Raw genomic sequence first — 25,185 nt, 5'->3', positions numbered from 1 at the left:
TTTGGCGCTGCTCCGCCTTCGAAATGTCCATTAAATCCTCTTTCTTGGACATTTTGGCGCTGCTCCGCCTTCGAAATGTCCATTAAATCCTCTTTCTTGGACATTTTGGCGCTGCTCCGCCTTCGAAATGTCCATTAAATCCTCTTTCTTGGACATTTTGGCGTGGGTTCCCCTTTGAAATGTCAAAAAGTTTTCTAGATGCTCAAGATCTTCGGTTCTTGATTTGCTTTGAATGGTCCTTTTTCATTTAAAAATTGCTTAATAACATCAACGGCATGGACACCTTGATATGTTTTATCGGCTTCAACGCCTTTGAACAGCTGCTTCCCGCCTCCGGCAACTTTGTATGTCTTTTTCAAATCAATTTCCTCACCGCCAACTAGCAGCTTCTGGATTCTGTTTCCTTCAGGGTTGTACGGCTTGAAAGCCATGAACAGGCCAGAAGATCTTAGTATATATCCGCCTTTCTGCTTGAATGGATCCCTTGAGAAAACCATCTCCAAATTTTTCTCAAGGGCATTCATCAGCTGCTCCCCGCTCATTTCCAGCGTGAACATTTCAGGATTTGTTGGGATGATGGTATGCAGATCGTATTCGGTTATGTCACCAGGCTGAACGGGTGTGCCATAACGCCAGCCATGAGAAAACGCCAGGTCGCAGTCGTCAAATGCATGAAGATATGCGTCAGTGATCAGCTGGTCCATTGGCGCTTCATTCAAGGTCATCCTGTGCAAGATTGACTCTGTCCTCCCTACCACATTATCCCGTTCCTTCCTGTAAGGCTCCAGGATATCGGCAATGATTTCTTCCATTTCCTCATCCACAGGAAAACTCTCATCGATCGCTATTAGTTCATACTGATATTCAGCCATTTTACCGCCTTCCATATTGATCTCCAGATTTCCAAGGAAAGAAGCACTTGAACCTGCCTGAACGACAAGAGCACCATTTACGGTAATCGGTTTTTCAATCCGGTCATGGCTGTGTCCGGATAAGATGATGTCAATTCCCTCGACTAGGGTTGCCAGTTCAACATCGAGCGGGAGGCCCATATGGCTTAGCAGAACAATCAGATCCACTTTCCCTTTTAACTCTTCGACACAATGGCGGGTCTCTTCCACCCCTTTTGTGAATGAAAGGCCTTTAGAAAAGCTTTCCGGCATCGTCTCGTCGACATATGGATAGGTGAGTCCAATGACTCCTAGCTTTACGCCATTCATCTCTTTTATCATATAAGGCTTTAAGAAAGATTGATTGGAATCCTGTTCCCTTACATTGCATGCGACAGCAGGGAAAGGAAGGGCATTCGCCAATGAAGATAATTGCTGTTTTCCATAGGCGAAATCCCAATTTCCCGGGACCCAGCCATCCAGTTCCATCTTTTGCAAAGCTGGTATTATTGCTTCTCCTTTTGAAGCAACTAATGGGAGTGTCCCATGAAAAAGATCACCGCCATCAAGGAATAATACATTATCTTTTTGTGATTTAAGATTTTTGATATATTTTGCAATCCTCGGAAGGCCGCCAGTTTTACTTAGCTCAGGCTGGTTGTTTTTCCAAAATAATTCATCATGCAAATCCAAACTCCCATGTGTATCATTCTGCTGGATGATCGTCAACTTGGTCATAGGGTCCTCCTTTATGATTGATGACTTTTCTTTTTGAATTCTTATAAAAGCTTTTTCCGTAAACGTCCTGATTGCATGATGCTTACGGAAAAAGCCTTGTTTATTAAGGCTGTTTTCGTAAAGATTGTTGTTAAAATCTTAAAGCCGATTTTAACGTGCTATAAAGCCATTTTGCAGTTCGTTTTTAAGTGTGCAAGCTCTTTTCTCATAACAAGCTTGAATTTTATAAAGAAAAATAGGTCATTCAATCCCATTTTGTAGTCAATAGCAACAAAGTTTGAGAAAAGAGCCTTTATTAAAAAGAAGTACCCTCTTCATAAGGTACTCCTTCTTTGATTGGCCAGCTCCAGCGCCTAGCCCCTCGATCGTTTCGGTCCGCCCTTTGAAGTCAAAGAACGACTTCAATGGTCGGCCCTCCAACGATTGTCGGGGCTGACCAAGGCGCTTGCGCTTTTCTATTTATCTTACTGCGCATCGGTTCGGTCCGATTTCCATTTCCCGCTGTTCTTCGATCTCCGGGTTGATTTTGCCCATATTCATCTGCCTGATTTCCTGGTAGGAGTTAGGCTGAGGCGGAAGATTCTCGGTCACTGTTTTCCTGAACGTTTCTTCACTGTCGATTTGCAAACCATGGTTCTCGGCATACAGCACGCCAAGTTTTTCGGAAACGCTGCCGTCATCATTCATCTCATTGATTCCCATATAGTGGGCAGGCAGAACAAGCAGTTCATCGGCAAGTTCTTTATAACGCTTATACAACGTGTTCCTCAGATCACCCACCCAGTCTTCTGCCAATCCGGCAAGGTCAGGGCGTCCGATTGAGTCGATGAACAGAATGTCACCTGTCAGCAAGTATTGGTCATCTATGATGAACGAAGTACTTCCAATTGTATGACCAGGAGAGTACAAAGCCTGTATGACAGAGTTTCCAACCTTGATTTCATCGCCATCCTGAAGTGGTTCATAATGGAAGGTAACTTCTTCTGCGTCTTTAGGCGGAAGGTAATATTTAGCTCCCACTTTATCTGCAAGCTTCTTACCGCCGGAAATATGGTCAGCATGAAGATGGGTATCAAGAAGGGCAACAAGTTTAAAATCCTTGCCAGTCATGAACTCCTCATACTGCTCAATCATCCGGTTTGTATCGATGATCGCAGCCTCGCCATTGGATTCGACAAGATAGGAAAGGCATCCCTTACCGATCCTGACGAATTGATAGAGCGATCCGCCATTTTTCAGGTCACCGATTTTAACAGGCTCTAAATGTTCACTCCAGGCTTTCATGCCGCCTTCAATGGAGTAGACATTCGTATAGCCTGCCTCTTCGATTTGTTCAGCTACAAATTCAGATGAACCGCCTTTTGCACATACAACGTAAATTTCCTGGTCTTTCGGCAGGACATTCTTTACGGGATCCACACCTTCTAGCAGGTCAAAATAAGGTGTATTATGGACTTTTACATTCCGGCCTTCGATTTTCCAATCATCGAAGTCATCAGTATTTCTTGTATCAAGGATAAACAGGTCTTCATGGTTAATGACTTTTCGAGCTAATTCTTTTGCTGTAATTGTCTGTACCATTTCATTCCTCCTGTTATGCTTTGATTTCTAGAATGTCAATGTAATATCTGCATCGCTTGCGAAGTGAAGGAATGAAGCTGCTCCACCAACGTCAATGCCATCAACGAACTGGTCTTTTTCAAGGGACATTACGTCCATTGTCATCTGGCAGGCAATCATCTTTACACCCATTTCAGCTGCCATTTCAACAAGCTGCTCAACTGGAGGAACGTTTTCTCTTGCAAAGCCTTCCTGGAAGTGCTCTGTTCCTGCTGGCATAGGAAGTTGCTTATGCGCTTCCTTGTGGATCAGGTTAAGCCCTTCAAATGTGAAGAAAATTCCTACTTCTGCGTCTGTTGCTGCTGCCGCAGTCGCGATATTGAATACTTTATATGCGTCGAACATTCCGCCGTTAGAGGCGATGATAGCTACTTTCATTATTTGGTTCCTCCTTATTTTTCAACTGATGTTTCCGTCGGGCCAGTCCAGTCCTTCATCCCAGAAACAACATTAATTGGTTTCTTGAATCCTTTTTCGGCAAGCTTCTTCGCTGCCATATCACTTCTTGATCCGGAGCGGCAAATGATATAGACGTCCTTTTCAGGATCCAATTCATTGAAGCGCTGCTCCAGTTCTCCAAGCGGAATCGATTTTGCATTAGGAATATGGCCAAAAGCATATTCAGCAGATTCCCTTACGTCGAGAATGGTTATCTTCTCTTCGCCTTCCAATTTTGCCAGCACTTCTTCAAGTGTGGATGTATGTGGGTATGGCGATTCATTGTTCAGTTCATCTTCACTCGCTTTACGCACATAATGCTTTAGCACATCTCCATCCGTGATTGTACCGAGGTATTGATTGCCTGTACTTTCAGCCCATGCTTTCAGGTCTGTTGTAGATCCTTTGTCAGTCGCCTGCACTTCAATAACCTGTCCAGGTTCCATCTCATTCATGGATTTCTTTGTTTTGACAATCGGCATCGGGCACGCAAGTCCTTTTGCGTCCAGTACTTTATCCGCAGAAATTGACATAGTAATCCCCCTTCCTAAAGCTTAGTATTTTATGAATTCGCGGAATCCATACTGAAAAAAATCCCCCTAGTTTATATACCTCCTACGGTAAAAACTATGCGTATATTGTAAATAAAATAAAGAAAAACAGCAACCATTTTGTTTTGGATGCTGCTTCCTGCTTATTTGGTATTAAAATAGGTATTCAAAGCAAGCAGAGATATGGATTTTTGTAACCAAATTCTGCTCAACCATGGGATGTATCCCATCGGATTTAGGCTATTGTTATACCTGCCCATTGGATGGATGCAAGATTATTTTTCAATCTTCCCGTTCACCAAAAGCCGCTTCCAAGTCTGGCCGCCATCCTCTGATTCATAAAGGTCATTCAGGATGGTGATGAAGGCTATTCTTCCGTCCTGCCGAGGGTCAGCGGCTATATATGTAATCGGATTATCTTCCTTAAGGTGCGGAATCGGAAGCTCTTCTGCTGCCCCTTCCTGCTGGAGATCCAGCTTGAACATTTTGATTTTTTGATCCTGAACCGGGGAAATAAGCAGTGATTCTTTCGAGAATGCCGCTGCTGTCACCATCTCGAAATCTCCCGCTTTCTTCATGTTCTTCCCAAAATCATCTGTGATGAAGACACCTTCCCTTGTTGCCATTGCGAATATTCCTCCGTTTTCCGGATGAACCGCAATCATACCAAGTGTTTTTGCCTCCATCCCAGCCATGTCAATTTGCTCCCAGCTTCCGCCATGGTCCCTGGATAAATAGACGCCTCTTTCCATGCTGGAACTGGGTTCTTCATTGATTAAATACAGGCTGCTGTTGTGGTAGCCAGCAGAAAGGAAGTGGAAATCACTTTCACCGTAAAAAGCGATTTTTTCAAGTGTCCTGCCCTTATCTGTGCTTTTTATAAGGCCCAGAGGATCTTTTAAATTTGACCCTTTTTCGGGATGGCCACTTGCAAAAAAGCCATCCTGGGTTGCCTGAAAACCCATATATTCATGGTTTTGTCCGGCAGTTTCCAGCCAATCTCCCTTTATAAACATTTTCAGGCCATTATGCGATGCAACATAGAGGCCCTCATCATTGCCTGGATATCCAATTCCATGTACGTGGTCTACTTTTTGCTCCGCTGCTTTTCTGATGAACTTTTCTGCTGGAATATCGCTGGTTATGTTCCCCTCCATCCTTGGCTGGTTTTCAGCTTGTTTCTGCTGTTCTTGTTCCTGTTGTTTTTGATCCTGTTGTTCTTGTTGTTCCTGCTTTGCCTGATTTTCCTCCCGGTCCGCACAGCCTGTCAAAACCAGTGCCAGTAAGACAATTGCTGCGGCCATTAGCCTGTTTCTATCCCTCATATTCTACATCCTCCGATTTCTTTTCCTGTTTGTCCAATAATAGTAGCAGACACCCGCCACAACCGCAAAGACCGTCATTGACAGCTGGTACTCTGTTTTCCAGCCCAGCAAGGTGTGCACCGAATATTCCTCAATGAAGAGTGCAGGGATTTTGCCAATCGTACTCGATACCATGAATGCAGGTGCGCCCATTTTGCTGTAAGAAGCCGCAAGCGTCACCAGTCCTGAAGGCGCGAATGGGAAAAGCCGCAATAGAATCACCAGGACAAATGCCTCTGCGCCAGCAGTGCTTTTAAGCCGCTCCAATCCTTTTATTGGTTTGGTGGTGTCGTTGATTTTCTGCGCCAGTTTTTTTACCCCTCTTCGATAAAGAAAAAAGCTGATGATCGCCCCGGCGGCTTCCCCAATGATCGAAAGAACAAGACCGCCACTAAAGCCAAAATAAAGAATATTAGCAGCCGTCACAAATGCGCTCGGGACCACCCCCATTATTGAAATTGTGATACTGACCGTCAGACTGATCAAAACTGCGATCCAGACAGGCTGTCCAGATAGAGTATCTAATAATGCCATTTATTATCCTCCGGAAAAAGTACAATAATTTGTCACTGCTTCTGCTAAGTTTTTGCACACTGTCCGGCTAAAATTTACTTATAAACGAAAGGAGCTGACCTGAAGATGAAAAAACTGTCGTTAAGTTTATTAAGCGCAGCCATAATCCTTGGAGCCAGTACCGCCGCCTTGGCGGAAGAAGGAACAGAAGGAAAAGGCGTATTCAATTTTGGCCAGATGAAGCCGCTTATCGAAAAAATGCATCCCGGCTTGTCCGATGAAGAGGTCAAGCAAATGTACAATGACTGCCACGGAACAAACGGTGCCATGCCGAGCAAAAACTTCAATATGATGAACGGGAGCCATATGGATATCGTAGACTGAAAACCGAGGCTATTCCACATCAAATAAGGTTCTGGAGAAATCCAGAGCCTTTCACTATGTACTTGTTCTATTCTAGCTGAAATCTTTGCATAAGGTTGTTTTCGTAAAGATTGTTGTTAAAATCTTAAAGCCGATTTTAACGTGCTATAAAGCCATTTTGCAGTTCGTTTTTAAGTGTGCAAGCTCTTTTCTCATAATAAGCTTTAATTTTATGCAGAAAACTAGGTCATTAAATCCCATTTTGTAATCAATAGCAACATAGTTTGAGAAAAGAGCCTTGCATAAAAACATGAAGAAAAAGGTTTCCCCTTCAACATGAAAAAACAACCTGACCTAATCGGTCCAGGCTGTCTCAAATCATTTCTTACACTAATCCTTCAACTTGACTATGCTGTGACGGCAGGTCGGCTATAATTGTCCCGCTCTGCGAATGCTGTGAGGGAAGATCTGCTGCCAATGTTCCTTGTTGAGTGTGCTGTGATGGCAGGTCTGCTACGATTGTCCCGTTCTGCGAGTGCTGCGAGGGAAGATCTGCTACCAATGTTCCTTCTTGTGCATGCTGTGACGGCAGGTCTGCCAGGGTGACTCCATCGCCTGAATGTTGTGATGGCAAGTCGGCTAAGGTTGTACCACTGGGCGTGTGTTGTGATGGCAAATCGGCCAGGCTCCTATCTTCAGAATCCCAACCAGATACACCAGCAAAAAATGCAGCAAAAATGGTCATCAGTATTATTCTCTTCATTTTATCCTCCTCTGCCTCTGGCTAAAAAGTTAAAGTGTGTATCAGCAATATTTCAATAATTTTTCCATTTCAGTTTCTACTAGACTGGCAAACTTCTCATTCTTCTGCAGCTTGAAAATCATGACTGCTTTTTCAAGATATTCCTTGCCTTTGTTTTCTTTACCCAATTTAATAAAATTCATGCCAGATTGGTAATAAAGTTCTCCAAATAAATACATATTTTCTTCATATATACAATTATCGATTCCTTTGCTGCAGTAAATGAGTGATTCCTCATATCTCTCCAGCTTTGACAGTGCCTGGGCGAGACCGTAAAGAATCCTTAGCCAGATGCTTGAATCCTGGACTTGGGGCAGCTCTGTCAGCTGGTTCAGGGACTTCAGAAAAAGTTCCACTGCCTTGTCAAGGTTCCCGCTGTCCTTTTCAATAATGGCCATACTGGTCAAAATCTCAATTTCACGTTCGCTCATACTAGCCTGTTCCTGATGAGTCATGGCCAATGCCTGACCAAGCAAGCCGATTGATTTCTGTCTATCTCCCTCAAGGTAATAGCTGCATATCCCCTGGTGCCATACCAGAAACTGATTGAAAGACGTATGCTTAAAAAGCTGATTATCCTGCTCCTTTTGGATGATTTCATCAATAGCGGCATAATCACGCTCTCTTTTATACTTTTTGATTAACTCCGTGACAGCGATAGCGTAATTGTATGTATCAGACGAAGCGATATCGAAAAAATGGTTAAGCTCTACTTCAAGCTTTGAAGCCATCTTATATAATTGATCAATTGTTGGATATTTCTCTTCTTTTTCAAATTGAATGATATCCTCTTCAGAACATATACCTGCAGCCAACTGTGCCTCAGTCAATCCTTTAAAAACTCTTGAAGACTTAAGTATCTTTCCGAAGTTATATCCAACCAGGCCCATCCCTACACCCCATTTTTACGTGATTATTTTATTATATATTATCATAGTGTTCGTAAAATTTAAAAATTTGTACCAGCCTGAAATGGCTGGCACATTCATTGATAGGAAAAATAATGGAGTGCTATGCAAGACAAAGACAAAAGGACGATAACAATAGCTCCAACCTTGTTTTTTTGCCGCCAAAGCGTTATACCAAATAATAAATAATACAATATGATAAAAGCTATGGCGATCCACATAATCAGTACCATCTAATCCCTCACTTCTTCAAGGTCAGGCAGCTTCGTCTGGCGTCCAAATTCACCAAATCGAATGGAGACATTCACCTTAACTGCTGCATCAGGATAGGTGTGCATCCAGTCAAATTCACGGAATTCCCGGAGGGTGGCAAACTCCTTCCTCATCGGTATGGATAAATCGAATGTATCTCCTTTTAATTCTTCCTGACTATAGACTATAAAATCGGTGAAGTTTTTTCCTATTGCAGCCGTAAGAGATTTTTTAAGCTTCTTGACCTTGTCACGGTTCTTTGCGTAATTGGTCATGCTTGGGTCGCTGTATACTTCTATAAATAAAGGAACCTCAATTTCAATGGTTGGCCGGCCATTTCCGGTAATCAGCTTAAATTTATTGCTTTTTTTTTGAGAAATTCTTAAGCTCAGCTTATATCGCTCATCAAAAGGGTCTTGGACTGCGGTCAGGATATCCTCGGTAGTCCAGGTATTGTCTAATAGACTTGATATCCTTGTCTCTTCCCCGGTTATTTTGCCAATCATCATTCCTTCTTTGAATACAGCAGATCCCATGAACTGGGCATTATTTGTCGTGCCTTTTACTTGAATCTCACCCGCCATGAGGTCATCATCGGTCGTTTCCATTTCATCTTTTTCCACTTTTTTGGTGGTAGCGTATATCGCCAGAAATAAATCGGCATCGCTTTCAGTGACCCGGAAAAAACTATTCAAGTCTGCTTCGGGAATCATGCCAGTCTCCTGCCCTCTTTCGATCATCAGTTCTAAAAATTTATGCGGCCTGGTTTCAATTCTTGGTTGATTAAATTTGATGAAGTCTGCCGCATCCTCCCGGGTGACTAATAATTGCGCGCTTCGCTTAATTTCCCGATCCTTAGTTGCACTGTAGATGACCCTGATAAAATCCGGGTCTCTGGCTAATTCTTCTGAAACGATAAGCACCTGAAGCAGGTCATAGGATATTTCCTTCGCCACCACAGTATTGGCTGTATTGCGCGATGAAATAAAATCATCAGCAACCAAAGTCACAATTTCCTGCGGCGGCTCATTCGCTCCGCCAGCAGTCTGCTGGGAACCCACCTCCGGATTTGCAATCAGGTATGTGACTCTAACCTTTCCTTCTGCTTTATGCTTATCAAGTCCTATACCAATGACATATGCCTTATCATCCAGTTCCTTGTGATCCCAGCATCCCGCCAGGCTCAAAGTGATAGCCGAGAGGATTGCCACTTTAATGATTATAGAGTGAATTTTCATTCTTAAAATCCCCCCGAATTTTCGCCACTACCCACATTAATGGCGGCATCATCATAAAAGCAGGACTCAAGACGACAAGTACTTTTTCCCTCAGCGAGTAGAGGGTGATCGATGGGGCATCAGGTAACAATCCCATCAGCAAGATGATGGTTGCGATCAAAGGAATGAGATATTCAAACTCATTAATTTTAAGAACGCCTCCCAGGAATATGGCGATTATGTATAGATAAAACGAAAAACGGATAAAAGTCGCGACCAGCCAAAAGGGAAAAAATAAGGTTTCTACGTTGGCCAAGAATCCTATTTGAATATATCTGATTGTTTCATGGAAAGGATAGTTCAGCATTTCTGCAGTAGTATAATCAAATAAAACGACAAAGGCAACAAGCGCCAGGCTCATTTCTACTGTTAAAAAACCCAGACCAATGAGTGTGCCTTTTTTCATTTCCTTATATGAAGTCACGACAGGCATAATAAGGGCAAGAAAGAAAAAATCAACAAATATTGAGACATTTTTCACGGAAGATTTTGCAACTTCGAGCGGCCCTTCACCCCACAAAGGGAAAAGATAACCTAGTGTTCCTTCGCGAAAAGTAAAAATCAGGGCGATGAACAAGGTAATCTTGATGTATGGCAGCAAAAGCCAGGATACAGCGCCTATCTGTTCTATGCCCCTCTTTGCTCCATAAGCGCAAATAACCATTAAAATGATATAAAGAATGACTGCTGGTGTTTTCGTGAAATACATCGTGCCAATTATGTCGACGTAGGTACCTGAGTCTGCAATCACTGCTGCTGTCCCGCCAATTATCAACAAAAGAGATAGTATATTCCCTAAAAATTTCCCGAAAAGGTGCAATAAAATTTCATGCAGGTTTTTACCTTTATGAGCTGAATACACTTTTATTAAAAAAAGGATCGGCAGAAGTGAAAGAAGGCCAATCAGCAACGTTGCCATCCAGCCGGCATTTTTGGCATTTTCATAAATAATCGCAGGGGTGTCGTCACTCAACTTCGCTCCAATGGTCAACGAAATAATAGCGAAATATTCTTTTATGCCAATTTTCCCCTTATCCTGTTTCATCGCCTATTCTCCATTAGTCTTTTTTTGTAGATCTGCACTTTTCAAGAAGCCTGGCCTCAAGATTTCATTTTTCGTCAGCCTGCGGAAAATTGTATCATTCGATGACTTGTAATTTGGTGACATAGGCGCTAAATACGGCACACCAAATGACTTGATTGAAACCATATAGAATAGCCCACCGACAAACATTGCAGTCATACCATAAATGCCCATCATCGACGCACTCAGGATAAATAGAAAGCGCATCAGTCTTACGGCGAAGTTCAAACTTATATCACTGACTGCAAACGAGCTGAGACCACCGAGAGCGACGACAATAATGACAATCGGACTAATGATATTCGCTTCAACGGCTGCCTGGCCAAGAATAAGCGCTCCAACTATTCCGATCGTCGGCCCTATTGGACTTGGCACTCGCAACCCAGCTTCCCTGATCAATTCAAAGGCCAATTCCATGATCAAAATTTCAATCACCGCAGGGAAAGGAACCTTTTCCCGTGAAGCGGCAATTGCAAGGAGCAAGTCTGGCGGAATCATTTCAGCATGGTAAGTGGTAATCGATATGTAAATAGCAGATGTGAAAATCGTGATAAAAAGAGCTGCCATTCTTAACGCTCTCGTAAAGTTTCCATAAAAGAACCTAAGATAGTGATCCTCAGGAGTGTGAAAAAAAGCCCAAAATGTTGCAGGGAGAACAAGACTATCTGGTGAGTTATCCATTAATAGAACGATATAACCATCCTCTAAAAAAGAGGCTGCCCTGTCAGGCCTCTCTGTCGAAAGAAGACTTGGAAATAATGAATAATTCCTTTCCTCAATATATTCTTCAAGCAGCGATAAGTTCTGGATGGCATTCACCTGAAGGCTCCCCAATCGTTCCTTGATGTTGTCAACCAGCTTTTCATTGGCAAGTCCGCGAATATAAACGATGTACACATCATTGTGTGAACGTTGCGAGACTTCAACGGCTTCCACTATCAAGTTCTCATTTTTGATTTTCTTCCTGAGCAGCGAGATATTGACTACGGCCTTTTCATTAAAAGCCTCTTTCGGTCCCTTGATTAAGATTTCACTGTCCGGCTTTTCGATTGCCCTGCTCTGGAAATCTGGACAATCAAGAACATATCCCCATGCTTCCCCATCCAATATGAGCAGGGCGTTTCCTTTATTCAAATCCTTTACGGCATCCTTGAACACATTTATTTCATGGACCATCTGGATGGAAACTACATCCTTCACCTTTTTATTTGCTGATGTATTTTCTGCCAGGGGCTTGAGGATGTTCTCTTCTATACTCTTAACATCTGAGATCGTGCTGATGAAGATGAGGGCAGCATTTTTTCCGAAGCCCTCAAGGTACATTTCGCGCAATTTTACATCCTTGTTGTCAGGAATACTGTACAGTTTCCTGATCACCGACAGATTGTCTTCGAGTCTCCCTGAGAACTTATGATCCTTTAATGCAGACTGCTCTCCGACCAGCTTCTCCGCTGAGCGAGGAGGTTGTTTCTGCTGTTTTTTGAACAGCCTGAGCATTTCCTTTAACATATTGAATCTACTCCCTGCCCGTGCGGTTGGCTTATTTCCTTATCTTAACTTTTACTAAACTCCTATGATTTATGAGTTTTAACCATATAAAAAAGCTCAGGAAGTTTCCTGAGCTGATCAAACCTTAGTTTTTTTCCGTGCTGCCAATAAATAGACGGCTCCTGCCCCCAGTGCAATGATGCTGAGGGGAATTATGTATGGCCTGGCCACGTCCTTGATGCCAGACCAGTTCTCGCCAAGGACAATGCCGAGATAAAGGAAAAATATCGTCCATGGAATCATCGCAGCTACAGTATACAGCGTGAACTTGATGGCCGACATGCCAGCAATCCCGGCAGGTATCGATATCGCATGCCTCACGACCGGAATGAATCTTGCCGAAAAAATAACCCCTGGTCCATATTGATCGAACCATTTTTCCGATACTTCAAGATGGTGTTTGTTGATCAATAAGTATTTCCCGTACTTCTCAAGCATCGGGCGCCCGCCCAAATAACCAAGCCAATAAAGAAAAAGCTGTGCCATCGTCCCGCCGATGGTGCCCGCGACCACTGCCCCTGTAAACCCAATGGTTCCCTCAGAAATCATATACCCACCATATCCAAGGACAATTTCACTTGGGATGATCTCAAGCATCAACCCGAGGGCAATTCCTAAGTATCCTAGGCTCGACAGCCAGTCCAAAACATTCATAATGAATGCATGCATTTTTTTCACTCCAATTCGATTGCATCTTCTCTTTTAAAAATATATTGAACAATGTACAAGTTTATCTCTATTTTTCACTAAACAGAACAAAAAGCGTAAGCGCCTCGTTCAGCCCCGACAAGCGCTGGAGGGCCGACCGGTGAAGTCGTTCTTTGACTTCATTGGGCGGACCGAAGCGACTCGAGGGGCTAGGCGCTGGAGCTAGATTAAGAATACTACATATATTTATCCACACCTAAACAATTTTCTAATTTCATAAACAATGAAAAAGAACCCGCCATTATGACAGGTTCTTTGAAAGAGAAACGTCAGCTGCGCCAACCGCCTCTTAGCAGTACCCTCAAGCCGATAAAAATGATGACGAAAGCGAAAAGTACGATAACAATGACACCTATAATGACGAAAATGCCTCCCGTAAGAGTCAACAGCATTGGACCATATTGAATCAATGCCCATCCAGCGACCATACAGGCGAGAAATAACAAAATGTTCGATCCCCAATTAAATGACATCTGATAATCCCTCCTTTCCCTATTCAGCATATGTCAGGAATAAGTATTGGTACGGGCTAATGAACTATTATGACTTTTTTGTGTAAAAAAGATTTTGCTCGACAAGAATAGAATTACATAAATTTTCCTAAGTCTGTTTTTCGATAGGGAAAAAAGGGAAAAGTAATTATTGCTTTCATACATATTGCGAGAATGAAAGAGGAGGAATAAAAATGTCTAACCTTTTGTATATGCGCTTCATCAGGCTGCCAATTCTGACAAGAATCCTGATGATTGCCGCTTTGATGATTTTCCTTTTTGGATCGGTCATCCATTTTATTGAGCCCAAAAGCTTTCCGACCGTTTTCGATGGTGTCTGGTGGGCGATCATTACCGCATCAACAGTGGGATATGGTGATTATTACCCGGTTTCTACTCCAGGAAGAATAACGGCCATGATCCTGCTCCTGGTCGGGACAGGATTTTTATCATCCTATTTCATTCACCTGTCAGCAGCAACGGTTACCAAACAGAACGCATACGCGGAGGGGAGAGTTGGTTATAGAGGGGGCGATCATATCATCATCATCGGCTGGAATGAGAGGTCACGCACAATTATCAGGTCCCTCATTCAATCCGAATCCATTATCCTGATTGACGACACACTGGGTTCGAATCCAATCAAGGAAGACAATTTGCATTTTATCAGGGGCCGTGCGAACAAGGATGAAACATTACTGAATGCCCGTATCTCAACCGCCAGAAAAGTGATCATTACTTCTGATCAAAATCTGGATGAACTGCAGGCTGATATGAATACGATTCTTACACTGCTTGCGATCAAAGGGCTGAATCCTGATATACGCTGCATTGCAGAAATCCAAACGAGTGAACAGGTCAATAACGCCAGAAGGGCAGGGGCAGATGAACTGATCCCCGCTAATGCTTTGACCAGCGCAGTCCTTTTGAACAGCATCGCCTCTCCTGAGGTTGTGAATCCATTATTGGATTTGCTTGGCCAATTAAACGGCAAACACTTGTCTTATATTGAGCCTGAAACCACTCTGATGGACAAGCACTTCCAGGAAGCAAGCAGCTTTTTGCTGAGGGAACGAAATACGATCCTGATTGGCATAAAAAGAGGGGATGACATAATCGTCAACCCCAAAAGAAATATCAAAATTAAATTTGATGATCAACTTCTTGCCATTTCAAACGATAATGATGAATAGCTTTTGGCCATTTCAAGCAATTAATGATGCAATAAGGCAATTTCTGCTTCGAAGACAAGTGAACGTCCCACTTCAATGTACTTTTCTGGAAAACTCGCATCCTTATCCACCGGTTCCTGGAACTGGTTGAAGGATGCGCTGGCATTTCCAATCTCCGCATGGTCATCAAGTCCACGCTGATATTTATGCGAAAGAAGGAATGGACGCTGAAGTGCTACAGTGCAGCCTTTTGAGTCGAGTTGTCCATCAATCGCCTTAAAGGGAAGACGCAAAAATTGATAGCCCACCTCGTCATCAATTTTATAGTCAAAGGCTCCATGGTCATAATCCCAGTTTCCCCCCACGGAATACCCCAACGGTTTAAGCAGCTGTTCCAGTTTATAAAGATCAAAATGTTTGCCCTCAAGCTCAGATTGTATCTCAATCAATGGTTTGTCCGCCTTTCCAAATGTTTTTGCTTAGTTTTAACCAAAACAGGCGAATTAATGAGCGGTGAAAGTTTGGATTGGCCAAGAATCCGGGTTTGTTCGGGGTATTAGCGTTGTGATTAGTGCCTTTATTGGCGAAAAGATGATTTTATTGGCGATTCCCACTATTTTTTTGGCGAAAATTTCTTTTTATTGGCGATTTGCACATGTTTATTGGCGAAAATCCAAAATTTATTGGCGAACTGGAAATTATTCCTTATTTTTCCAATTTCAAAACAAAAAGGAGCACCACTACGGGTACTCCTTCTTCATCATTATTTAAGTCGCTTTTCCAATTCAGCTTTCTTTTCTTCAAAGCCTGGTTTTCCAAGCAATGCGAACATGTTCACTTTGTATGCTTCGACGCCCGGCTGGTCGAATGGGTTCACGCCAAGCAGGTAGCCGCTCATCGCGCATGCTTTTTCAAAGAAGTACACAAGGTAGCCAAATGTGTATTCATCAAGCTGAGGAATTTCTACAACCAGATTCGGTACGCCTCCATCAGTATGGGCAAGCATTGTGCCTTGGAACGCTTTGTTATTCACGAAATCAACTGTCTTGCCGGCAAGATAATTCAGGCCGTCAAGATCGCTTGCAGCTTCTTCGATTGTCAGCTCATGGCGAGGCTTTTCCACCTTGATGATCGTCTCGAACAAATCGCGGCGTCCTTCCTGCACATACTGTCCAAGGGAGTGAAGATCTGTTGAGAAGTTAGCTGATGACGGGTAGATTCCCTTCTGGTCTTTTCCTTCACTTTCGCCGAACAGCTGCTTCCACCATTCAGAGAAGTACTGAAGGGATGGCTCGTAGTTGATCAGCATTTCGATTGTTTTGCCTTTGTTGTAAAGCGCGTTGCGGACTGCCGCATACTGGTATGCAGGATTTTCTTCAAGCTCTGACTTGCCGAAGTCTTCCCTTGCCTGTGCCGCACCATTCATCATGGCTTCGATATCTGAACCGCTGACAGCGATCGGCAGCAAGCCTACTGCAGTCAATACAGAATAACGGCCGCCAACATCATCAGGAATCACAAATGATTCATAGCCTTCCTCGTCAGCGAGTGTCTTTAATGCACCGCGTGCTTTGTCTGTAGTCGCGTAAATGCGTTTGCGTGCTTCTTCCACACCATACTTCTCCTCAAGCATCTTGCGGAAAATGCGGAAAGCAATCGCTGGCTCGGTTGTTGTACCGGATTTTGAGATCACATTGATGGAGAAGTCTTTTCCATCCAAAAGATCCATCACATCAGTCATATACGTTGAGCTGATGTTGTTGCCGATAAAAATAACCTGCGGAGTGTTTCGCTTTTCTTTTGGAAGAGCGTTATAGAAGCTGTGCTGTAAAAATTCAAGTGCAGCACGTGCTCCAAGATAAGATCCGCCAATCCCGACAACTAGCAGGACATCAGAATCACTTTTGATCTTTTCTGCTGACTTCTGGATGCGGGCAAATTCTTCTTTATCATAGTCGACAGGGAGATCGATCCAGCCTAAAAAGTCGCTGCCTGCACCCGTTTTTTCATGTAATGAATGGTGTGCTACTTTTACAAAATCCCTTAAATATGTAACTTCGTGTTCACCAAAAAAGCTAAGCGCCTTTGAGTAATCAAAACGAACATGTGTCATGTCTGATCCTCCATTATTTTATATTCTCTATCACTTTATCGAAATGAATCTTAATAATCAAGAAACACCACAGTATGAAAGCGTGACCAATTATGAAATATTTTTAAACTTCTATGACTCGCTTTATCTTTTTCCTAATTTAAGGGTTTTAAACAATGAAAAAGAGAAGGTTCCTGCACCCCCAAACGATGTTTATTTTCCATTGTTCCTATGTCAATTCCCTCCAGATTATTTTCAAAATAGAAAAAGGACCCGGAAATCATTCCGGGTCCTTCGCTATTTCAGCTTTACAATGACATACGATAGATTTCCACTACGTCGTCTTTATTCATTTTTGCAAAGTTGCCAAATTCACCGTTCGCCATTGCTTTATCGGCCATCAAATCTAGTTTGCTGTCGTCAATGTCATAATCAGCGAGTCGTGATGGTGCGCCGATGCTGTTCCAGAATTCACGAAGCTTTTCGATTCCTTCAAGTCCAGCTTCTTCGTCTGTCTTGCCATCAGGATTCACACCGAATACTCTGACAGCCATTTTCTTGAATCGCTCTGGTTTTACTTTGAGATTATGCTTCATCCAGTTCGGGAACAGGATCGCCAGGCCGCCTCCGTGAGGGATATCGTATACTGCAGATACAGCGTGCTCGATATTATGGGTAGCCCAATCACCGCGGTAGCCCATATTCAGGATGCCGTTCAAGGCCATCGTTCCAGCGTAAAGGATTGTTGCACGGTACTCATAGTTTTCCAGGTCATCAAGCAGTTTTGGGGCTGTTTCCATCACAGTCAACAGCAGGGATTCGCACATGCGATCCTGGAATTCCGTATTCTCGGTCAGATGGAAATAGTGTTCGAAAACATGCGACATCATGTCGACAATACCATAAATCGTCTGGTTCTTCGGCACTGAATAAGTGTTCACAGGATCAAGGATCGAGAATTTCGGGAATGTTACCGGGCTTCCCCAGCCGTACTTTTCATTCGTTTCCCAATTTGTGATGACAGAACCGGCATTCATTTCTGAGCCCGTTGCTGCCAAGGTGAGCACAGTTCCAAACGGTAGAGCTTCAGAAGCAAAAGCTTTCTTGGTTACCAGGTCCCATGCATCCCCATCATATTTTGCTCCGGCAGCAATTGCCTTTGTGCAGTCGATGACGCTGCCTCCGCCTACTGCCAGAAGGAATTCAATACCTTCTTCTTTGCAGATTTTCACGCCCTTATGGACAGTCGAAAGCCGGGGATTCGGTTCCACACCGGAAAGCTCGAATACTTCAGCTCCAATTTCTTTAAGAGTGCTCATCACAGAGTCATAAAGTCCATTACGCTTGATGCTACCGCCGCCATAAACCAGCAGTACCTTCTTTCCGTATTGCGGAACCTCATTTTTAAGTTCCTCAAGCTGGCCTTTGCCAAAAATCAGTTTTGTTGGATTATAAAAAGTAAAGTTGTCCATTTAAATCACCTTCCTCTAGGGATTATTATGTTCTTTTTCCAAACGCATTGCAAAAAATACACTCCTTAATGTTCTCTAATGTGCTGCAAAAAGTTACAACTTTTTTTAGAAGGGTAGGTAAGAAATATAGGGCGGATGAATAATTCATACCGTGCTGAAACATTCTATAAAAGAACAAATTTAATTTTAAGGAGGAAATATCCATGAGCGGTATTCAACGTGCAGCACTTGTTCTTACCATAATCGGGGCCATCAACTGGGGCTTAATCGGATTCTTCCAATTTGATCTTGTAGCAGCAATCTTTGGCGGCCAGGATTCAGCGTTGTCAAGAATCATCTATGGTTTGGTCGGACTTGCTGGCTTAATTAACATTGGACTTCTTTTCGCACCAAGCGAAAGAGAGGAAAGAGCAGCAGAACCACGCGCTACCCGATAAAAACCAAAAACCCGCCAACAGGCGGGTTTTTTATCGTTTTATGATAAAACTTTCTTGATTCGCTCGATGGCCCAGTCCAGTTCTTCAAGGCTGATGACAAGCGGCGGTGCGAAACGAATGACTGTATCATGCGTTTCTTTGCACAACAGGCCTTCTTCTTTCAATTCTTCACAGTATTTGCGTGCCGGTTCTGTCAGCTCGACGCCAATGAACAGGCCGCGGCCGCGGATATCCTTGATCATTGGATTATCGATTTCGCGAAGCTTGCCGACAAAATATTCTCCGAGCTCAAGGGAACGGTCAGCAAGTTTCTCATCAATCAGCACATCAAGAGAGGCGATGGAAACGGCACAAGCCATTGGATTGCCTCCGAAAGTCGATCCGTGTGAGCCAGGGTTGAAAACTCCTAACACAGCATGATCCGCCACTACACAGGAAATCGGGAATACCCCGCCGCCAAGTGCTTTTCCGAGAATATACATATCAGGCTCAATGCCTTCCCATTCGCATGCAAACATTTTTCCGGATCTGGCCAGACCAGCCTGGATTTCGTCCGCAATGAACAGGACATTGTTTTCTTTACACACATCAAAAGCCGCTTTCATAATGCCTTCAGGAGGGATGACGATGCCTGCCTCGCCCTGGATCGGCTCAATCAGGAACGCTGCAGTATTTGGTGTGATGGCTTCCTTCAGGGCTTCAAGGTCTCCGTAAGGAATCAATTTGATGCCTGGAAGCATTGGCCCGAAACCGCGCTTATATTCTTCCTCAGAAGATAACGAAACAGCTGTCATCGTGCGGCCGTGGAAGTTGCCGACGCATGCGATGATCTCTGCCTGGTTTTCCACGACACCTTTTACATCATAAGCCCAGCGGCGAGCTGCCTTCACTGCCGTTTCCACTGCCTCAGCTCCAGTGTTCATCGGCAGGGCCATTTCTTTGTTCGTTAACTTGCAGACCTTCTCATACCATGGTCCAAGCTGGTCATTGTGAAATGCCCTTGAAGTAAGCGTCACGCGATCTGCCTGGTCTTTTAACGCCTGGATGATCTTCGGGTGACGGTGCCCCTGGTTGACAGCTGAATAAGCGCTTAGCATGTCCATATATTTGTTGCCTTCAGGATCCTCTACCCAAACTCCTTCTGCCTTCGAAATAACGATCGGCAGCGGATGATAGTTATTCGCACCATACTTTTGAGTCTGTTCAATCAATGAACTCGTTTTTGTCGTCATGAATCTTCCTCCGTTCCAATGAAAAAATTGGTTAGACAATCATATTGTAACCTGTAAGCTCTTTCATTTTAACCCCCTAAAAGAGAATTGAGGCGGAATATCGGTTTTGGTTATGCCAACTTGGGGTGTTCACTGATGATTCTTGTCCGAAGACGTGCCGGGTTCGGACAGCTTTTTGGGTTTCCCTTTGAAACTTGTCCGAAGTCAGGCCTAGTTCGGACAGCTTTTCGGGGTTTCCCCTGAAACTTGTCCGATGTCGTGCCATGTTCGGACAGCTTTTCGGGGTTTCCTCTGAAACCTGTCCGAAATCGTGCCTAGTTCGGATAGCTTTTCGGGGTTTCCCCTGAAACTTGTCCGAAGTCAGGCCTAGTTCGGACAGCTTTTCGGGGTTTCCTCGGAAACTTGTCCGAAGTCAGGCTTAGTTCGGACAGCTTTTCGGGGTTTCCTCTGAAACTTGTCCGAAGTCAACCCATGTTCGGACAGCTTTTCGGGTTCACTCTAGAAACTTGTCCGAAGCCACACCAACTTCGGACAGCTTTTCTGGGTTTCCTCTGAAACTTGTCCGAAGTCAATCCATGTTCGGACAGCTTTTCGGGTTCACTCTAGAAACTTGTCCGAAGTCACACCAACTTCGGACAGCTTTCCCGAATTCACTCTAAACCTTGTCCGAGCTTGGCCCAGGTCAAACAATATATCCTCATCAAAAAGCAAACCAACAAAAAAAAACCGGACGCAATATCCGGTTTCTGCTTTGAAGCTTATTTCTTAGCCATATCTGACTGGTTGATCCACTCTTGAAGCTTATCCTTCAACGTGTTGAAGCCTTGTGCTGAGTCGTCTTGCTGCTGTACGACTGCAGCAGGGCGCTTGCTGCGTGGCTTTTTAGCGCGTTGTGGCTGTTCTGGAGCTTCTTCAGTTGCACGGATTGATAAGCCAATTTTTCCAGCAGCTTCATCAATTGACAATACTTTCACTTTCACTTCGTCGCCAACTGACAGGTGCTCGTTAATATCCTTAACATACCCGTGTGTGATTTCTGAAATGTGCACAAGACCTTGTGTATTTTCATCTAATGCTACGAAAGCGCCATATGGCTGAATTCCTGTTACTTTACCTGTTAAAACACTGCCTACTTCGATTTTCTCTGACATGGAAACACTCCTAAATATTGTTTTATTTTATCCCATTAATACGCAATTAAAAATTATATCATATTCTGTAGCATTTATCAAAAGGAATAAGTTAATTCAATATGTGAGTGTTTCCATACCCTCTTACTGGATTGGCATATATTGTACTTTCCAGAAGCCATCCTCCTGAACCATCTGGAAGACTGGACCATCTGTACGGTCTGAGTAATGAAGCTGGATGCCGATGACTTTTTCCGGATCATCTGCTGGATGGTATAGCGAAGCGAACTGATACCCTTTCAATATTTTACTTAGATTCATACCAGGTTCGGCTTCCTCCCTTTCTTTTATATATTGTTCTTTTGGCGGGAGGGTGCTTTGCCTGCTGTATAATGCGTACTTTGTCTCATAATCCCCGACTTGGTCAGCATGGAAATACAATTGCATGATTTCAAACGGGCCATAATGTTTCAGGATATTGAAATTTTTCTTGGCAGCGAATTCCTTGTAGCTGGACAGCAGGGAATCCGGAATCGGCAGTATCTTGCTGTTAATTATATCCTCTGCCTTCAGATTCGACGGAATCTTCATATACAACGGATAAATCAGATTCAATTTTATTTCCAATTCATCTGTTGGCTGCTGGAACTGCTTTGCTTCCATCTTGTCATAAACTTCTTTCATAGCTGTTGCTGTGTCGGTCTCTGGATAGGAATCCATCAGGTATAAATAGGCTTCTTTCACCTCGTCTTTGAGAAACTTGTTGTCACCATATATCGAATTTCCTGGCGAACCTGCCGCAAACTGGACATAAAGCGATTGCGCCTCATCACAAAGGATATCCTTGATTTTTCCATCCTCCATTGTGCCAATTGCTTTTTCAAGCTTCACCAAGACATCTGCATAATTTTTATAGGAAATCACTTTCCCCATCCTGTCATGGATTCTGTTGCTCTTCAATTCAAGATACATCGCATAGTCGTCATCAACCTTGCCGCGGAGGCGGTCTGCAATATCCTTAAAGTTAACATAAGGCATCAGTTTCCCGTCTTCTTCCCGGAATGCATAGCCATTGGCCACTGCCCCTGCCGCCATCTTTCTCAAATCCTGATTTTCAAGCCCTTTTCCGCCGGCATTCATTTTTTCTACTACAGCTTCCAGTCCTTCCTTCTCGATGGCCTCTTTGATATCCCACTCGTAAAATACCATTCCGTAAAGATAGGCACCGTTAAATGAATCAAGCTGGGAAAGAAGGGGGAATTCCTCTTCAACGCTCATAGCCTTGTCATGCTTTTCAATGCGGTCAATGATTTCCGATGGAAGAATGAACGACTCGTCAATCTGGTTTATTAAAGCCTGCTTCGTATCTGTCAAATCTTTGGGATCATGGTCTTCGAGATAGGTCAAATATTCATTTTCGACTGATTCAATATCCTCAGCAATGGATGGATAAAGGTACTTTTCGAACCCTGCACCAAATCCTAGGGCCGCTTTCGTCTTGGCAACTTTTTTTGCATGGTATTGCCGCAACTCATCAAATATGATTTTCACTTCTGATTTTTTCAGCTCACGGGAACTATTTTCACCGGGGGCTGCCTGGTGCTGTTCTGTTTTCTCTTCAGAAGGTTCCTGCTCCCCGATATATTGCATCATCAGGACTCCGGCGATCATGCCGACGCCGATAAAGCTGGCGGCATATGGCAAGTGAAACCACTTTTGCTTTGTATGCTTCTTCTGGTCTTTTTTGATGGCCGCCAGGATTGCTGAACGGTTTTCCTCTTCAGGCATCTCGTCGTATGCTTTTTTCAGGCTGTCCAGCCGCTTTTCCAATAATTGATCATCCATGGTTTTCACCTTCCTTCTTCTCAGCCAGTGTAAGCAGCTTCTTTAAATGTTCCTTGCCTCTCATCATCCTGGTCTTTACATTTGCGAGCGAAGTGCCGGTAATCTCAGCGATATCGTCATAGCTTTTATCGTGAAAATAAAAGAGAATGATCGGAATGCGATACTTCTCATCGAGCTTCTGGATGCACTCATGAAGTACCTTGTCCTCTTCAAAGCGGAGGATGCTTTCCTCTGCTGTCTTCCCGTTATATGTCCTTTCCTTGCCGATTTTCAGGACCTTCTTGATCTGCCTTTGCTTATTCCGGGAAAAATCCCTCGTTACATTCAAGGTGATTTTATAAAGCCATGTGGTGAATTTTGCGTGCGAAAACTGGTCGAGGAAACGATAGACCCTGACAAACACTTCCTGTGTGATATCATCTATATCGTCATATTTGTTTCCGAGCTGGAAAGCAAAGCGGCGGACGGTCGGAGTGTGGATATCAATCAGCTCCGCAAACGCCTGCATATTTCCGTTCCGGGACCGGAATACTAATTCATCATCATTCATTTGGCTCCCCCAAACTTCTACGTATCTTTAATCAGGTGCTTCACATGGTTATTCTGGGACGGCTGCGGCCGATTGCGTCACGCAGTTACAATGTGAATGCTTTACCTATAAAACGGCGGATTTAGGTTTTTGTTTCAAAAAAATAACAAAAAGCTTAATAAATGTTTAAAATCTGAAAATGCTATGCTTTTTCCTGAAAAAATAGTAACATGAAAAGGTATTTTTTTATTTTGTCAGACAATATAAATATTCAGACTATTAAAGGAGTTTTCTTATGAACAAGCACGAACAATGGACTTCTAAGCTCGGGTTCATTCTGGCAGCCGCGGGGTCGGCCATTGGACTCGGGGCAATTTGGAAATTTCCTTATATGGCAGGAACCAATGGAGGCGGAGTTTTCCTCGTATTCTTCCTTCTGATGACTATATTCATAGGAGCACCGATTTTGCTGGCTGAATTCATCATTGGCCGGAATACCCAAAAGGATGCGGTCATGTCCTATAAGCATCTCGCGCCGAAAAGCCTGTGGCCATTGCTGGGATATGGCGGTGTTGTTGCTTCCTTCCTGATTCTTTCTTTCTATAGTGTCGTTGGTGGCTGGATCTTGTCCTATCTGGCCCGCAGCTTTACCGGATCTCTTTCGGGGCTGACCCAGGCAGAATACGGAGCCGCGTTCGAACAGACGATTTCAAATCCTGTTGAAGCGGTCGCTGTTCAGCTATTATTCCTTGTGATGACCATCTGGGTTGTGCAGGGCGGTGTCCAACAGGGGATTGAAAAAGCGAGCAAGTACATGATGCCATCTCTGTTCATCCTGTTCATCATCCTTGCGATCCGATCATTGACACTCGATGGAGCCATGGACGGGGTTGAATTTTTCCTGAAGCCTGATTGGTCCGCTGTAACAGGGCAGACCATCCTGATGGCCCTGGGACAGTCCTTTTTCGCATTGAGTGTCGGGCTATCTGTCATGGTGACATACGCTTCCTACCTTCCCAAAGGCGAAAGTCTCGCTAAATCAGCTTTTTCAGTCGTCGGCTTGAATATCCTGATCTCCTTGCTTGCCGGACTGGTAATTTTCCCGGCAGTATTCGCGCTTGGTTTTGAACCCGAAGCAGGTCCTGGCCTTGCTTTTGTCGTGCTGCCAGCGGTTTTTGATCAATTGGCTTTTGGCGGATTGTTCTTGACGGTTTTCCTGGTTCTGCTGTTATTCGCAACGCTCACATCCGCTTTTTCAATCCTTGAAATTATCGTTGCCGTCCTCTCCAAGGGCGATAAAGCCAAACGGAAAAAATTTGCCTGGATTGGCGGGATGCTCGTGTTTGTTGCTGGAATACCAAATGCCCTGTCCTTTGGTGTCCTATCGGAAGTGAAGTTTTTCGGAAAAACGTTCTTTGACCTTGCCGACTTCCTGACAAGCAATATTGCCCTGCCGCTTGGAGCATTTTTCATCGCCATTTTCGTCGGATATGTGCTGCCGAGGAAATTGGTCAGGAATGAACTTGAGGAAGGCACCGGTAACAATCCGGTACTTTTCAAGGTATGGTACTTCTTGATTCGCTACATCGTGCCTATTGGAATCGGCTTTGTTTTCTTACAGTCGATTGGTATAATCTAAAGTTAAGAAAACGTTCACATTATTGTCGATATTTTCAAAAATTTAGTGATAAAATTATAGTAAGAGATGTATTATTTTTGGAGGTGAAGA

25 protein-coding genes are annotated in these 25,185 nt (G+C 43.7%); 4 read left to right on the top strand and 21 right to left on the bottom strand.

From position 1 onward, the window contains the following. Positions 1 to 30: 30 nt before the first annotated feature. The 7 genes from M3593_RS24095 to M3593_RS18335 form a co-directional block, all read right to left on the bottom strand. Positions 31 to 156 carry a hypothetical protein gene (locus tag M3593_RS24095; RefSeq protein WP_260983613.1) on the bottom strand — a complete coding sequence of 42 codons (126 nt, stop codon included), beginning with the start codon at positions 154 to 156 and terminating at the stop codon, positions 31 to 33. A 38-nt stretch (positions 157 to 194) separates the two neighbouring features. Continuing rightward, on the bottom strand, positions 195 to 1,628 hold the full coding sequence (locus tag M3593_RS18360; RefSeq protein ID WP_251544919.1) for a bifunctional metallophosphatase/5'-nucleotidase: 1,434 nt from the start codon (positions 1,626 to 1,628) through the stop codon (positions 195 to 197). A gap of 459 nt (positions 1,629 to 2,087) precedes the next feature. Then, positions 2,088 to 3,209 (bottom strand): MBL fold metallo-hydrolase, encoded by a 1,122-nt coding sequence (locus M3593_RS18355; protein ID WP_251544920.1) that lies wholly within the window; start codon positions 3,207 to 3,209, stop codon positions 2,088 to 2,090. A 27-nt stretch (positions 3,210 to 3,236) separates the two neighbouring features. After that, a complete protein-coding gene (locus M3593_RS18350; RefSeq protein WP_041964856.1) occupies positions 3,237 to 3,626 on the bottom strand; it encodes a DsrE/DsrF/DrsH-like family protein in 390 nt (129 codons plus the stop codon). Between the two features lie 14 nt (positions 3,627 to 3,640). Further along, a complete protein-coding gene (locus M3593_RS18345) occupies positions 3,641 to 4,219 on the bottom strand; it encodes a sulfurtransferase TusA family protein (RefSeq protein WP_251544921.1) in 579 nt (192 codons plus the stop codon). A 293-nt stretch (positions 4,220 to 4,512) separates the two neighbouring features. Continuing rightward, positions 4,513 to 5,562: a F510_1955 family glycosylhydrolase gene (locus M3593_RS18340; RefSeq protein WP_251544922.1), complete on the bottom strand. Its 1,050-nt coding sequence runs from the start codon at positions 5,560 to 5,562 to the stop codon at positions 4,513 to 4,515. Between the two features lie 3 nt (positions 5,563 to 5,565). Further along, complete coding sequence (locus tag M3593_RS18335) at positions 5,566 to 6,135, bottom strand: TVP38/TMEM64 family protein (protein ID WP_251544923.1); 570 nt, start codon at positions 6,133 to 6,135, stop codon at positions 5,566 to 5,568. Positions 6,136 to 6,240: 105 nt separating this feature from the next. On the opposite strand from M3593_RS18335, the gene M3593_RS18330 reads away from it, so the two are divergent. Next, positions 6,241 to 6,498, top strand: a complete 258-nt coding sequence (locus M3593_RS18330; RefSeq protein WP_144478643.1) for a hypothetical protein — start codon at positions 6,241 to 6,243, stop codon at positions 6,496 to 6,498. A 364-nt stretch (positions 6,499 to 6,862) separates the two neighbouring features. On the opposite strand, the gene M3593_RS18325 is transcribed toward M3593_RS18330, so the two are convergent. The 7 genes from M3593_RS18325 to M3593_RS18295 all read right to left on the bottom strand — a co-directional run bounded on the left by M3593_RS18325 (position 6,863) and on the right by M3593_RS18295 (position 13,529). After that, complete coding sequence (locus M3593_RS18325; RefSeq protein ID WP_251544924.1) at positions 6,863 to 7,240, bottom strand: hypothetical protein; 378 nt, start codon at positions 7,238 to 7,240, stop codon at positions 6,863 to 6,865. A gap of 41 nt (positions 7,241 to 7,281) precedes the next feature. Continuing rightward, entirely contained in the window at positions 7,282 to 8,169 is an 888-nt protein-coding gene (locus M3593_RS18320; RefSeq protein ID WP_251544925.1) for a helix-turn-helix domain-containing protein, read from the bottom strand. Between the two features lie 251 nt (positions 8,170 to 8,420). Beyond that, positions 8,421 to 9,677, bottom strand: a complete 1,257-nt coding sequence (locus tag M3593_RS18315) for a Ger(x)C family spore germination protein (protein WP_251544926.1) — start codon at positions 9,675 to 9,677, stop codon at positions 8,421 to 8,423. Further along, positions 9,652 to 10,761, bottom strand: a complete 1,110-nt coding sequence (locus M3593_RS18310) for a GerAB/ArcD/ProY family transporter (RefSeq protein WP_251544927.1) — start codon at positions 10,759 to 10,761, stop codon at positions 9,652 to 9,654. The genes M3593_RS18315 and M3593_RS18310 overlap by 26 nt, the downstream gene beginning before the upstream one ends. Before the next feature lie 3 nt (positions 10,762 to 10,764). Next, positions 10,765 to 12,309 (bottom strand): spore germination protein, encoded by a 1,545-nt coding sequence (locus M3593_RS18305; RefSeq protein ID WP_144478633.1) that lies wholly within the window; start codon positions 12,307 to 12,309, stop codon positions 10,765 to 10,767. A gap of 117 nt (positions 12,310 to 12,426) precedes the next feature. Next, positions 12,427 to 13,017: an undecaprenyl phosphate transporter UptA gene (gene uptA, locus M3593_RS18300; RefSeq protein ID WP_251544928.1), complete on the bottom strand. Its 591-nt coding sequence runs from the start codon at positions 13,015 to 13,017 to the stop codon at positions 12,427 to 12,429. A 308-nt stretch (positions 13,018 to 13,325) separates the two neighbouring features. Beyond that, positions 13,326 to 13,529, bottom strand: coding sequence for a hypothetical protein (locus tag M3593_RS18295; RefSeq protein ID WP_144478629.1), 204 nt, complete (start codon positions 13,527 to 13,529; stop codon positions 13,326 to 13,328). Positions 13,530 to 13,741: 212 nt separating this feature from the next. On the opposite strand from M3593_RS18295, the gene M3593_RS18290 reads away from it, so the two are divergent. Then, on the top strand, positions 13,742 to 14,740 hold the full coding sequence (locus M3593_RS18290; protein ID WP_144478628.1) for a potassium channel family protein: 999 nt from the start codon (positions 13,742 to 13,744) through the stop codon (positions 14,738 to 14,740). Between the two features lie 20 nt (positions 14,741 to 14,760). Here M3593_RS18290 and M3593_RS18285 read toward each other — a convergent pair whose 3' ends face one another. The 3 genes from M3593_RS18285 to M3593_RS18275 all read right to left on the bottom strand — a co-directional run bounded on the left by M3593_RS18285 (position 14,761) and on the right by M3593_RS18275 (position 18,283). After that, positions 14,761 to 15,168 (bottom strand): YugN-like family protein, encoded by a 408-nt coding sequence (locus M3593_RS18285; RefSeq protein ID WP_251544929.1) that lies wholly within the window; start codon positions 15,166 to 15,168, stop codon positions 14,761 to 14,763. 314 nt (positions 15,169 to 15,482) lie between these two features. Further along, positions 15,483 to 16,832, bottom strand: coding sequence for a glucose-6-phosphate isomerase (locus tag M3593_RS18280; protein WP_144478624.1), 1,350 nt, complete (start codon positions 16,830 to 16,832; stop codon positions 15,483 to 15,485). Between the two features lie 287 nt (positions 16,833 to 17,119). Next, positions 17,120 to 18,283 (bottom strand): iron-containing alcohol dehydrogenase, encoded by a 1,164-nt coding sequence (locus M3593_RS18275; RefSeq protein WP_251544930.1) that lies wholly within the window; start codon positions 18,281 to 18,283, stop codon positions 17,120 to 17,122. A 203-nt stretch (positions 18,284 to 18,486) separates the two neighbouring features. On the opposite strand from M3593_RS18275, the gene M3593_RS18270 reads away from it, so the two are divergent. After that, on the top strand, positions 18,487 to 18,720 hold the full coding sequence (locus tag M3593_RS18270) for a DUF378 domain-containing protein (RefSeq protein WP_144478620.1): 234 nt from the start codon (positions 18,487 to 18,489) through the stop codon (positions 18,718 to 18,720). Positions 18,721 to 18,758: 38 nt separating this feature from the next. On the opposite strand, the gene M3593_RS18265 is transcribed toward M3593_RS18270, so the two are convergent. The 4 genes from M3593_RS18265 to M3593_RS18250 form a co-directional block, all read right to left on the bottom strand. Further along, positions 18,759 to 19,952 (bottom strand): ornithine--oxo-acid transaminase, encoded by a 1,194-nt coding sequence (locus M3593_RS18265; protein ID WP_251544931.1) that lies wholly within the window; start codon positions 19,950 to 19,952, stop codon positions 18,759 to 18,761. A 758-nt stretch (positions 19,953 to 20,710) separates the two neighbouring features. Continuing rightward, on the bottom strand, positions 20,711 to 21,103 hold the full coding sequence (gene yugI / locus M3593_RS18260) for a S1 domain-containing post-transcriptional regulator GSP13 (RefSeq protein WP_144478616.1): 393 nt from the start codon (positions 21,101 to 21,103) through the stop codon (positions 20,711 to 20,713). A 123-nt stretch (positions 21,104 to 21,226) separates the two neighbouring features. Further along, entirely contained in the window at positions 21,227 to 22,927 is a 1,701-nt protein-coding gene (locus tag M3593_RS18255) for a hypothetical protein (RefSeq protein ID WP_144478614.1), read from the bottom strand. Then, positions 22,920 to 23,477, bottom strand: coding sequence for an RNA polymerase sigma factor (locus M3593_RS18250; protein WP_251544932.1), 558 nt, complete (start codon positions 23,475 to 23,477; stop codon positions 22,920 to 22,922). Before M3593_RS18250 ends, M3593_RS18255 begins: the two co-directional genes overlap by 8 nt. Before the next feature lie 274 nt (positions 23,478 to 23,751). On the opposite strand from M3593_RS18250, the gene M3593_RS18245 reads away from it, so the two are divergent. Next, positions 23,752 to 25,095 (top strand): sodium-dependent transporter, encoded by a 1,344-nt coding sequence (locus tag M3593_RS18245; protein WP_144478610.1) that lies wholly within the window; start codon positions 23,752 to 23,754, stop codon positions 25,093 to 25,095. Positions 25,096 to 25,185: the final 90 nt, after the last annotated feature.

Source organism: Mesobacillus sp. MER 48 (genome assembly GCF_023714225.1).
GTDB classification, from domain to species: Bacteria; Bacillota; Bacilli; order Bacillales; family Cytobacillaceae; genus Mesobacillus; species Mesobacillus oceanisediminis_A.
Note: the sequence above shows the minus strand (reverse complement) of the source record. Positions and strands in the feature narration are given on the sequence as shown.